Source organism: Neobacillus drentensis, assembly GCF_036966985.1.
Taxonomy (GTDB): Bacteria; Bacillota; Bacilli; order Bacillales; family Cytobacillaceae; genus Neobacillus; species Neobacillus drentensis_E.
Map to the genome: position 1 here is coordinate 10,483 of NZ_JBALSN010000191.1, position 10,504 is coordinate 20,986.

The window sequence follows — 10,504 nt, forward strand, 5'->3', positions numbered from 1 at the left end:
AAAAGAATATCAAAAAACATACAGTTATACTTGTTAGTTGTAAAGCGGAAAAACGTTTGTATTTATATAGAAGATAAAGAGCAAAGACTTGTAATAAGAAAAAAGGAAGGAACTTATTAAGTGCAGATAGTACACCAAATAAAGCGGCAAGTGCAAAATAAAGATATTTTCCATTCATTCGATCTTCTCCATTTAGAGTTACTTTTAGAAAATATTTAGGGAAGCCGGTACATAACCGGCGCCCATTTGAAAAATTATTATTTAACCACTCGTAAATCAATAACTGACTCGTTTAGAGCAACCTTTTCAATTGTAACATTTGCCTGTTTAAAAAGGTCGATTGCATATGGATGATTTTTATAATCCTCGGCGTAATAAACTGTTTTAATCCCTGCTTGAATAATTGCTTTACAGCATTGAAGACACGGAAAATGGGTGACATAAATTTCAGCGTCAGCGGTTGGAACTCCAAATTTAGCACACTGGAGTAATGCATTCATTTCAGCATGGACCGTTCTGACACAATGATTGTCAATCACAAAACAACCCTTATCAATACAATGGTCACCGCCCGCTATGGAACCATTGTAGCCCCCGGCAATAATTCGTTTATCTCTAACGATGGTTGCACCCACTGTCAACCTGGTACATGTGCTTCTAAGTGCGAGCAAATGGCTTTGTGCCATAAAATATTGATCCCAAGAAATTCTCTCCACTTCTCCCACTCCCTTTTTTGATCGTTCTCTATAAGTGTAATAGCGCTTGTCCTTTTTGGTCAAATAAAGATTTTTCAAATAGCAATCAAATCCTTTAATTTTTCAAACGTTTTATCCCCAATCCCGCTGATACTTTTTAAATCTTCGACCGCTTTAAAGGGGCCACTTGTATTCCTATATTCGATGATGGCCGCTGCCTTAGCAGGTCCAATGCCGGGAAGATTCTGCAACTCTGTTTCATCTGCCTTATTAATGTTAATTTTCGCTTCTTTTTGACTGCCAACTGACAAGCTAGGGTTACCCGAAGAGGTGATAGGTGATGAAATTCCCGCCTCTCCCTTTGCGGGTATGTAAATGATCATTTCATCCTTGACATGTTCGGCAAAATTCACCATGCCCTGGTCTGCTTTGTCCGTTAAACCCCCAGCCCGGCTAATAACATCAATCACTCTTTCACCCGTATTTGCTTGATAAACTCCAGGCTGTTTAATTTGTCCTTTCACATCCACCATAATTTTTTCTGGTAGTTCAGGTTGTTTGTTGGATTGAATACTTCCTTTTTCTTTCTCATCCTCTTGAACCTTTTCATCCAAACTAAGTGTGTTAACGGGGGAAGTGGTTGCAGAATCACTAACATAAAAATAATAAATACCACCTAATACTATTAAAGCCCCCAGTAAAACAGAAATCTTGTGTTCAATCAACCAGTCTTTCACTTTGATCCTTCCTTTCTAAAGGTATATTTCACATTCTGATTTCATATGGTTATAAAAGAATAATTGCATGCGAGGAGGGTCGGAACAATGAATATAGGCATTATCGGTACTGGTAATATGGGGAGCATGTTGGTAGAAGCCATGATTGAAGGAAAAGCCATTTCCCCTGCTTCTATGATGATTACAAACAGAACAAAATCAAAAGCCTTGTTGCTTAAAGATAAATATAAGGAAATAAAGGTTGGGGCAAATCCAGGAGAAGTAGCTGCTGAGTCCGACTTGGTATTTGTTTGTGTTAAACCATTAGATGTATATAAAATTTTACATGAAATTAAACCACAGTTAAGTCCAAAAAAATGTGTAATTACGATAACGAGTCCTATCAGTACAAGCCAAATTGAGAAAAAGGTTCCCTGTTCAGTCGCAAGGGTAATTCCAAGTATTACAAATCGAGCCTTATCTGGGGTAACGCTGATTACCTATGGAGAAAATTGCAGTGAGCGATGGAAGACGAAGATTGAGGAATTAATCACTAAAATTGGAGTGCCAGTTCATATCAATGAAAAAATTACGAGGGCAGCCTCGGATATCGTTAGTTGTGGTCCCGCTTTCTTCAGTTATTTACTCCAAAGTTTCATTAAAGCAGCAGTTAAAGAGACTGATATTGATGAAAATGATGCAACTACGATGGCAAGTGAAATGATTGTCGGATTAGGTGAATTATTGAAGCAAGGGCATTACACCTTGCCGTCACTACAAGATAAGGTATGTGTTAAGGGCGGAATTACAGGTGAAGGAATAAAAGTATTGGATAATGAACTCGGGGATGTTTTTGAACATATCTTCCAGGCAACACATGCAAAATTTAAAGACGACCTTGATAAAGTGGAATCACAATTCTCTAATTATTAATTTCGCCATGAACTGACAACATTCCTTTTTTTATTATGATAAAAAAGCCATCTTTTTTTATAGATGGCTTTCTTTATGTTTTCTTGCTACAAAAAAGATTCGTTCTGATTGTGAGTGAGGGGCTGAGTTTTTAAAATCAGCACTGACTTCCAGCACTTCAAAACCGGCCTCGACCAACCAGTTTGAATATTGCTGTACTGTATATGTACGTTGAAAATGAAGTTCATCAAAGCGGTCATACTTATCGGTCTGTTCGTCTAACACAAAGAAGCTTAACTCATGCTCAACACTATTTAAACTTTCTCCAGCAAAGCTATTCCAAATAAAGGAAACATTTTCCTCGCTTGAAGCATATGTTTGATTTATGAATAGATGCGCTATTTTATAAATCGAATGGACATCAAAGAGGAAAATTCCCTTATTGCTCAAATGCTGAAAAACGTTTGAAAATGTTGCCCTAACTTCTTCCTCAGTTTGCAGATAATTTAATGAGTCACATAAAATACCAATGACATCAAATACCGCCTGACCTTCCAAATCTGCCATATTCTGCTGAAAAAATGGAATTCTTAGCCCATTTTCCTCAGCTTTTGCCTGGGCTACGGCTAGCATATCCTCAGATAAATCGACACCCGTTACTTGAAAACCATCTTGAGCTAACCTGACGGATAATTCACCCGTGCCACATGCCAAGTCAAGTAAACGAGTGCCCTCAACATGATATTTTACACACCTATCTTTAACGAACTCGACCCACTCCTCATAGGGTGCATCCTTCATTAATTCATCATAAAGATAAGCGAATTGTTGGTAACTCATGTATTTAACTCACTAAGGATATCTTCAATCGGTGCATCGCCCCATAAGCGTTCTAACTTATAATAGCTTCTTTCGTCACGGTGAAATACATGGGCTACGACATCGCCTAGGTCAATTAATACCCATCTTGCTTCATCAAAGCCTTCTATTCTTTTTACTTCACATCCATGCTCTTGCGCTTTTTCTTTTATTTCCCTTGCAATTGCCTGAACCTGTTTATCGGAATTACCATGACAAATGATGAAGTAATCCGCAATGAGGGATATCCCCTGCATATTTAATGCAAGGATGTCTTCCGCTCGTTTGTCATCGGCAGCTTTAACTGCAATTTTTAGTAGTTCATGATTATCCATGAATCAATCCTCCAGTTTCGTGATTAGGTCATTGTACGTATAGAATGTATCAGGGTAAACCGTTTGATTCTTTTTTATTAAAAAGCTAATTGTATTTTTAATTGCCATAATTAATGCTTTATCTAAATTTTCTTTGGCCATTTCTCTTACTTCATCCACACCTGGAAAATGACGGCCTGGCTCAATGTAATCGGCCAAATAGATTATTTTTTCTAAAAGCGTCATTGCCGGTCTACCTGATGTATGATAGCGAATGGCATCTAACACTTCAGGATCGTTTATGCCCGCTTCCTTTTCCACCAAGTACATACCCGCAGGTGCATGCCACAATTCCGAATTGAAATGAAGTAAATCCTCTGGAAATCCCTGATTAGCGATAATTTCCTTCATTTCTTCTTTAGGGCGGAATTTTGCATAATCATGAAAAATGGCAGCTAATTCAGCTTTCTGTTCATCCCCGCCATATTGCTGTGCAAGGACGATTGCTGTCTCCATTACTCCTAGGGTATGTTGATAGCGATGGTCGGTTAATTGTTTCTTAACAAGCTCTAATGCCGCTTCACGTTCCATACAAATGCTTCTCCTCGATAAATTGAATGACCGAATCCGGCAATAGATACCGAATGGTCTGTTTGTTTTTCACCCTAGCTCTTATCATACTTGATGATACATCCATTGCAGGCACATCTACGTAAAGAACAGGGTAATCGGTTTGACTGCTATAGGCAGGTCTTTCAACTCCAACAAATTGGACAAGTCTAATCAATTCGTCAATTTTATGCCATTTTGGCAGGTATTCTATCATATCCGCGCCAATAATAAAGAAAAATTGATGGTCGGAATACTGGGCATTGATCATTTTCATCGTATCGACTGTATAAGAAGGGCCTTTTCTATGAAGTTCAATCGTTTCGACGCGAAAAGCATCATTTCCTTGGATGGCTAATTCAAGCATTTGAAGGCGGTCTTCATTTGTTATCGATTCCGATTTTTTCTTATGTGGAGGCTCTTGATTTGGCATAAACCAAATTTCATCTAGAACTAGGCTAGAAAGAACCTCATTTGCAATTAAAAGATGTCCGTAATGCGGAGGATCAAAGGTTCCTCCCAATATTCCCACCTTTTTCATGCGCTCGTCTCCTTATACATTCGATTATGGAAGCTTGATTGTTTTCTTTTCTACAGACTCTTTATAGAGGACGATCGTATTCCCAATCAGTTGGACAATTTCTGCTCCTGTACCCTCTGCCAATTGCTCAGCCACGACCGTTTTATCATCTTCACAATTTTGCAAAACGCTGATTTTAAAAAGCTCCCTTGCTTCAAGTGCATCAGCAATTTGCTTAATCATATTTTCGTTTACTCCCCCTTTACCTACTTGAAAAATAGGGTCTAAGTGGTGAGCTTTTGAACGTAAGAATCTTTTTTGCTTTCCTGTTAACATGTTCTTCCTCCTAGTTGTTTTAACACATTATCTCTCATTCTTTCTACATCCGGGAATATACCTGTCCATTTTTCAAAAGCAAGGGCTCCTTGATAAACAAACATATCTATTCCGTTTTGGATTCTTGCTCCATTTTGACGTGCATCTTTTAAAAATTGTGTTTCAAGTGGATTGTATATGATATCACAAAAAACTGATTGATTCCTTAAATTATTTAGTGCAATTGGCTGCTCATAAATTTTTGGGGACATGCCGATCAAAGTTGTTTGAATGACTAAATCATATTCCCCCAATAATTCAATTGCTTCTTCAAAGGAACACGCTTTAGAATCAACGGAATATGGGCAATCATTGATCAGTTTAATAGCCCGATCAATTGTACGATTGGCAATGTCTAATCTCTGAGTGTTTTCCTTAGCCAACGTAAAATAGATGGCTCTCGCTGCACCGCCCGCTCCAATAAGCAAAACTTTTTGACCTGTTAAATTAGGTAATATAGCATTTAACCCTTTTAAAAAACCAGGACCATCTGTGTTATAGCCAATTAATTGACCATTCTCATTCACTACAGTATTAACTGCTCCGATATTTAAGGCTAATTCATCTATACCATCTAGAAAGGGAATAATGTTGCTTTTATGTGGTACCGTTACATTAAATCCACCGACACCTACCGCTTTTAAACCCTTGACAGCATCATGTAAATTCTCACCCTTCACATGAAATGGTAAATAAACGGAATCCATGTTATAAAAGGAAAATAAATCATTAAGCATAAACGGAGACATTGAATGTCCGATTGGATCCCCCAAAACAGCATATAATTTTTTCACCAGTATTCCCCCACCCATTAAGCATTATCTATTTAAATTAAGGATTTCCGAATTAATGCTTGGACTCCTTTAGGAACGTAAGCAGCTACCTTCGCACCAGGCTCATTGACAGTAATCCAGCCAAGACCTGAGAAAACAATGTCTGTTTTTGCTTCTTTGATGATAAATTCCTGTTTTACTAGTTCCGGAAAGGACTCGATTTGATTCATACGAGGTGGAGTTAACATTTCCCCCACATGTTTTTCATAAAGCTCATCGGCATTCTCCATTTTAGTTCTATGAATATTTAATTCATTGGAGACATAACAAACAAATGACCTACGGCCGCCGCTAATATAATCAAAGCGAGCTAACCCGCCGAAGAACAAGGTCTGCCCTTCATTTAATTGAAATACCTTCGGCTTGATTTCCTTTTTAGGGGTAATAATTTTTAAATCCTGCTTATCTACAAAATGAGCCATTTGATGATGGTTAATTATACCAGGAGAATCAATTAAAGACTTTTCATCATCGAGCGGAATTTTGATAATATCCAATGTCGTTCCTGGAAAATGGGAGGTGGTAATCACATCGTTTTCACCTGTTACCTCTTTAATAATTCGATTGATAAACGTAGATTTCCCAACATTTGTACAACCCACGACATAAACGTCTTTACCGTTCCGGTGTTCATCAATAGCCGCCGCAGTTTCCCGGACATACATCCCTTTGGCTGCACTGACAAGGAATACATCTTCCGGTTTTAATCCGAGTTCTTTTGCCTCGTGTTTCATCCAATGAATTAATTTGCTATGTTTCACAGATTTAGGTAACAAATCAACCTTGTTTCCGACAAGGAGCACTTTATTACTTCCAACAAAACGGTGTAATCCCGGCAGCCAGCTGCCATTAAAATCAAAAATATCGACGATCATGACAATTAAAGCATCTGACTTACCCATTTCATTTAATATTTTTAAGAAATCATCGTCCGTTAAGCTGACGTCTTGAACTTCATTGTAATGCTTAAGACGAAAACATCGCTGGCAGATAATCATTTCCTTTTCCAAAGCCGATGTTGGGGCATATCCTAGTTCCTCTGGGTTTTCGGTTTGAACTTTTACCCCACAACCCATACATATATGTTGATGTTCACTCACACATTAATCCTCCCATTGAAGCATACCTTTTTTTCGAAACCAATTTAAAATCCTTCTTTCAGCAAAACGGTTAAATTTTGTCCAAAAGCCATCCGTTTGCGCAACAGGGACAACCAGGATAGTATGAAATCCACCCCGGTTTCCGCCAAGTACATCTGTCAGTAACTGATCTCCAATCACTACAGCTTCTTCTTTTTTTATTCCCATCTGTGAAATTGCTTTATGAAAAGCGACTGCAAACGGCTTCCTCGCCCTAAAAATAAACGGAATTTTCAAAGGATCAGAAAAAGCTTTGACTCGTTCTTCATTATTATTAGATACAATTGTCACGAGGATATTGTGTCTTTTAATTTCCTCAAACCATTTAATTAATTGAGGAGTAGCAAAGGGGCGGTCCCACTCTACTAACGTATTATCTAAATCCGTAATGATCCCTTTAATCCCCTTGGCACATAACTGCTCAGGAGATATATCAAGAATGCTTTTGACATGCTCATTCGGTAAAAATTGTTTTAGCACTAAGCTTACACCTCATTGACATCTAAATTCGTTCATTATTTTTTTCACATGTACCATCATAACCAATTTTAACCTTTGTTTCAAAGATTAAAAGAAGTTTTAAACTTATTATTCATCAAAACAAGATAATACATGATTAATACTTTTTCTCTCTATGTTCATCAGCAGAATCACTTGTTTGGAGCAGTAATCCATATACAGGATAAAAAACATTTAAAATACTTTTCGACAAATTTCGTCATTTCCAAATATTGTGGATAAAGTTATTAACATTATACCCATTGAATCATACACTTTTCATCATTTTATAAACAAAGTAATCACAAGTTATCCACCAGATTATGTGGATAAATGGAACGATTGTTCTATAGGAATAAATTTGGTAGATTTAGGGTACACCAATTGAACATACCATTTTATGTTTATCATTCCTATAATAGAACACTTTATTTGCAAATCGGAGGTGGAATTTGCCGTGAGAAAACTATCAGATGAATTACTAATTGAATCATATTTTAAAGCAAGAGAATTAAACCTAAGTCCTGAATTTATTGGACTAATTGAGTCAGAAATGCTCCGCCGTTCCTTATACCATAAAATAAAAATGTCTTCATAACTTGGCCCTAATTGGGCTTTTCTTTTTGCCTATTTTTATTCATACTATCTAAAAACCCCAATTTTCTCTCCGACTTTTATTTCTTTCGGGGTATGAATGGTTGAATCGATTTGAAAAATATCTTTTTCGAATAACAAGACAACCGTTGAACCGAAACTAAAGTAAGCCATTTCACTGCCCTTTTCTAATTCGGATCCTTTGTGTGTGGTTTCAATCGAATTAACAAACATTGCTCCAACCTTAACAATTGCTACATGCCCGTAATCTGTTTTAGCTTCAGTAATCACCCGATAATTCTTGGCAAGCGTTCGAACTCCATATTTTAATCCCAACTTATTGACAGGATATGATTTAGAGCCAAGTGTCCATTGCTTGGTGACAATCCCATTTACTGGGCTATGTATGCGGTGATAATGACTTGGGCTTAAATAAAGAATCATATATGTACCATGTATATATTTGGCTAATAACTCTTGGTCACCAAGCATTTCTTCAATGGAATACCTCTTCCCTTTGACCAGAATATCACTCGTCTCTTTAATTTGACCAACATCTTCAATAACAGCATCCACAGGGCTGACAACTGTTTCTTCACTTTTATCAATTACTCTTGCTTCCCTTTTCAATGTCCTAACAAATAAATCATGAAGAGTAGGATAATCTGATAACTCCTTCTCCATTTCTTCTTGGTTTAAGTGATAAATCTTGGCGAAGGAAGGTATCATAAAACGACTAACAGAAGAACGAGCAAATCTTCTTAAAATAACTGATGTCCACCTGCCATTTGTTAACTCAATCATAAAACGATAAAGACCTTGAATCATCGAACTACCCCCAAATAGTGTAAAAATACTCTTTACGAAAAGACATAAAACGCTTAAAATTAAATATTATAGAATAAATTAACGAATTTGAATTCCCTTTTGGCTTAAAAAAAGGAGTGATGTGGAGCATGTTTTTGTTGGACGTACTTGATCAAACAATAAAAAAACTTAAATCGCAAACAGCAAATGTACTTACCTTAACAAACTTATCGCTTGGCGGATTTGCAATAATATTCGGGCTCCATGGGAATCTAAGATTAAGCTTGCTGTTAATTTTTATTGCGGCATTGGCGGATCGTTTTGATGGCATGATTGCACGAAAGTTTAACATCGAATCGGAATTAGGCAAACAGTTAGATTCCATGAGTGATATTATATCATTTGGTGTAGCACCTGCACTATTACTATATCAAGGAATTTTACATGAATTTGGCGGACCGGGTTCATTTTTCACCGTTTTCTACATTGGATGTGGTGCCTTCAGATTAGCACGCTTCAATATATCGGAGAGCAATGGGTATTTTACAGGTTTACCTATTACCGCAGCAGGTTGCTTGGCAACTCTTAGCTACTTGGCCATACCTTATATTCCATCGCAATCATTCCTATTTATTACCATCATTCTATCATTCCTTATGGTAAGTCCATTTAAACTGAAAAAAGTCTAATTATTGAACTTTGGGCATCCATCCGTCGACGATGGATGCTTTTTATTTTCAAAAAAAATGTCTCTCAAATAAAAAAGTTTATGGACAGACACAATTTCCCTTTTCCTTCATAGGAATTAATAATAGGCGAAATAGCCAAAAAAGACGGGGGTAGATATGGATGTCTGGAATCTTAACAGCTCTCGGATATTTAATGAAAGAATTTTTATTCCTTGTCTCCTATGTAAAAAATAATGCCTTTCCTCAACCCCTATCTGCTGCAGAAGAAAGAAAATATCTTCGCTTAATGGCAGAAGGGGATTCACATGCGCGTAATATGCTAATTGAACACAATTTGAGATTGGTCGCGCATATAGTAAAGAAATTCGAAAACACAGGGGAAGACTCGGAAGATTTAATTTCGATTGGAACGATTGGTTTAATTAAGGCGATTGAGAGCTACTCTGAAGGGAAAGGGACAAAGCTAGCAACTTATGCCGCACGTTGTATCGAGAACGAAATTTTGATGCATTTAAGGGCCCTTAAAAAAACAAAAAAAGATGTTTCCTTACATGATCCGATTGGTCAAGATAAGGAAGGAAACGAAATATCATTAATCGATGTACTAAAGTCAGAATCTGAAGATGTAATCGATACGATTCAGCTGAACATGGAACTTGAGAAAGTAAAGAAATACATCGAAGTCCTTGATGACCGAGAAAAAGAAGTAATTGTCGGGCGCTTCGGTCTAGATCTGCAAAAGGAAAAAACACAACGAGAAATTGCGAAAGAATTGGGCATATCAAGAAGCTACGTCTCAAGAATTGAAAAACGTGCCTTAATGAAAATGTTCCATGAATTCTATCGGGCTGAGAAAGAAAAAAAGAAAAAGTAAGAACAAAAAGCGTAAGCGCCCGTTTAGCGGCGTATGGACTGGAGCGCTCCAACCGAGATAAAGGAAACACG

The 10,504-nt window shown here is 37.2% G+C and carries 15 protein-coding genes; 4 read left to right on the plus strand and 11 right to left on the minus strand.

All coding sequences use genetic code 11. The features are described from left to right. Positions 1-257 precede the first annotated feature (257 nt). Together V7659_RS13070 and V7659_RS13075 are read right to left on the minus strand one after the other, a co-directional pair. A complete protein-coding gene (locus tag V7659_RS13070; RefSeq protein ID WP_335540356.1) occupies positions 258-716 on the minus strand; it encodes a ComE operon protein 2 in 459 nt (152 codons plus the stop codon). Between the two features lie 74 nt (positions 717-790). Beyond that, positions 791-1,432, minus strand: coding sequence for a helix-hairpin-helix domain-containing protein (locus tag V7659_RS13075; RefSeq protein ID WP_335540357.1), 642 nt, complete (start codon positions 1,430-1,432; stop codon positions 791-793). An 87-nt stretch (positions 1,433-1,519) separates the two neighbouring features. Here V7659_RS13075 and comER point away from each other — a divergent pair, with 87 nt between their 5' ends. Beyond that, the gene (gene comER / locus V7659_RS13080; protein WP_335540358.1) at positions 1,520-2,344 is read left to right on the plus strand and encodes a late competence protein ComER; all 825 of its coding nucleotides are present in this window, start codon (positions 1,520-1,522) and stop codon (positions 2,342-2,344) included. 57 nt (positions 2,345-2,401) lie between these two features. On the opposite strand, the gene V7659_RS13085 is transcribed toward comER, so the two are convergent. Genes V7659_RS13085 through V7659_RS13120 form a run of 8 tightly spaced genes read right to left on the minus strand, consistent with a single transcriptional unit; the run spans position 2,402 to position 7,451 of the window. Further along, positions 2,402-3,163 (minus strand): class I SAM-dependent DNA methyltransferase, encoded by a 762-nt coding sequence (locus tag V7659_RS13085; protein WP_335540359.1) that lies wholly within the window; start codon positions 3,161-3,163, stop codon positions 2,402-2,404. Further along, positions 3,160-3,516, minus strand: a complete 357-nt coding sequence (rsfS, locus tag V7659_RS13090) for a ribosome silencing factor (protein ID WP_335540360.1) — start codon at positions 3,514-3,516, stop codon at positions 3,160-3,162. The genes V7659_RS13085 and rsfS overlap by 4 nt, the downstream gene beginning before the upstream one ends. Positions 3,517-3,519: 3 nt before the next feature. Then, the gene (gene yqeK, locus V7659_RS13095; protein ID WP_335540361.1) at positions 3,520-4,086 is read right to left on the minus strand and encodes a bis(5'-nucleosyl)-tetraphosphatase (symmetrical) YqeK; all 567 of its coding nucleotides are present in this window, start codon (positions 4,084-4,086) and stop codon (positions 3,520-3,522) included. After that, positions 4,076-4,645 carry a nicotinate-nucleotide adenylyltransferase gene (locus V7659_RS13100; protein ID WP_335540362.1) on the minus strand — a complete coding sequence of 190 codons (570 nt, stop codon included), beginning with the start codon at positions 4,643-4,645 and terminating at the stop codon, positions 4,076-4,078. The genes yqeK and V7659_RS13100 overlap by 11 nt, the downstream gene beginning before the upstream one ends. A gap of 24 nt (positions 4,646-4,669) precedes the next feature. Next, on the minus strand, positions 4,670-4,960 hold the full coding sequence (gene yhbY, locus V7659_RS13105) for a ribosome assembly RNA-binding protein YhbY (RefSeq protein ID WP_026563509.1): 291 nt from the start codon (positions 4,958-4,960) through the stop codon (positions 4,670-4,672). Next, complete coding sequence (gene aroE, locus V7659_RS13110) at positions 4,954-5,793, minus strand: shikimate dehydrogenase (protein WP_335540363.1); 840 nt, start codon at positions 5,791-5,793, stop codon at positions 4,954-4,956. Before aroE ends, yhbY begins: the two co-directional genes overlap by 7 nt. Positions 5,794-5,825: 32 nt before the next feature. Then, positions 5,826-6,932 (minus strand): ribosome biogenesis GTPase YqeH, encoded by a 1,107-nt coding sequence (gene yqeH, locus V7659_RS13115; protein WP_335540364.1) that lies wholly within the window; start codon positions 6,930-6,932, stop codon positions 5,826-5,828. A gap of 3 nt (positions 6,933-6,935) precedes the next feature. Then, entirely contained in the window at positions 6,936-7,451 is a 516-nt protein-coding gene (locus V7659_RS13120) for a YqeG family HAD IIIA-type phosphatase (RefSeq protein ID WP_335540365.1), read from the minus strand. 475 nt (positions 7,452-7,926) lie between these two features. Between V7659_RS13120 and V7659_RS13125 the strand changes: the two genes are divergently transcribed. After that, positions 7,927-8,067 carry a sporulation histidine kinase inhibitor Sda gene (locus V7659_RS13125; RefSeq protein WP_251457430.1) on the plus strand — a complete coding sequence of 47 codons (141 nt, stop codon included), beginning with the start codon at positions 7,927-7,929 and terminating at the stop codon, positions 8,065-8,067. 44 nt (positions 8,068-8,111) lie between these two features. Here the strand turns inward: V7659_RS13125 and V7659_RS13130 are convergent, their stop codons facing one another. Continuing rightward, positions 8,112-8,891 carry a phosphatidylserine decarboxylase gene (locus tag V7659_RS13130; protein ID WP_335540366.1) on the minus strand — a complete coding sequence of 260 codons (780 nt, stop codon included), beginning with the start codon at positions 8,889-8,891 and terminating at the stop codon, positions 8,112-8,114. A gap of 128 nt (positions 8,892-9,019) precedes the next feature. Between V7659_RS13130 and pssA the strand changes: the two genes are divergently transcribed. Further along, positions 9,020-9,559 (plus strand): CDP-diacylglycerol--serine O-phosphatidyltransferase, encoded by a 540-nt coding sequence (gene pssA, locus V7659_RS13135; RefSeq protein WP_335540367.1) that lies wholly within the window; start codon positions 9,020-9,022, stop codon positions 9,557-9,559. Positions 9,560-9,719: 160 nt separating this feature from the next. Next, entirely contained in the window at positions 9,720-10,433 is a 714-nt protein-coding gene (gene sigK / locus V7659_RS13140; protein WP_026563502.1) for an RNA polymerase sporulation sigma factor SigK, read from the plus strand. Positions 10,434-10,504: the final 71 nt, after the last annotated feature.

What these genes read in the sequence shown, in the direction of transcription:
- V7659_RS13100 (WP_335540362.1), bottom strand. Translation starts at nt 4,645, where the DNA reads ATGAAAAAGGTGGGAATATTGGGAGGAACCTTTGATCCTCCGCATTAC.
- rsfS (WP_335540360.1), bottom strand. Translation starts at nt 3,516, where the DNA reads ATGGATAATCATGAACTACTAAAAATTGCAGTTAAAGCTGCCGATGAC.
- yqeK (WP_335540361.1), bottom strand. Translation starts at nt 4,086, where the DNA reads ATGGAACGTGAAGCGGCATTAGAGCTTGTTAAGAAACAATTAACCGAC.
- V7659_RS13085 (WP_335540359.1), bottom strand. Translation starts at nt 3,163, where the DNA reads ATGAGTTACCAACAATTCGCTTATCTTTATGATGAATTAATGAAGGAT.
- yhbY (WP_026563509.1), bottom strand. Translation starts at nt 4,960, where the DNA reads ATGTTAACAGGAAAGCAAAAAAGATTCTTACGTTCAAAAGCTCACCAC.
- pssA (WP_335540367.1), top strand. Translation starts at nt 9,020, where the DNA reads ATGTTTTTGTTGGACGTACTTGATCAAACAATAAAAAAACTTAAATCG.
- sigK (WP_026563502.1), top strand. Translation starts at nt 9,720, where the DNA reads ATGTCTGGAATCTTAACAGCTCTCGGATATTTAATGAAAGAATTTTTA.
- V7659_RS13130 (WP_335540366.1), bottom strand. Translation starts at nt 8,891, where the DNA reads ATGATTCAAGGTCTTTATCGTTTTATGATTGAGTTAACAAATGGCAGG.
- comER (WP_335540358.1), top strand. Translation starts at nt 1,520, where the DNA reads ATGAATATAGGCATTATCGGTACTGGTAATATGGGGAGCATGTTGGTA.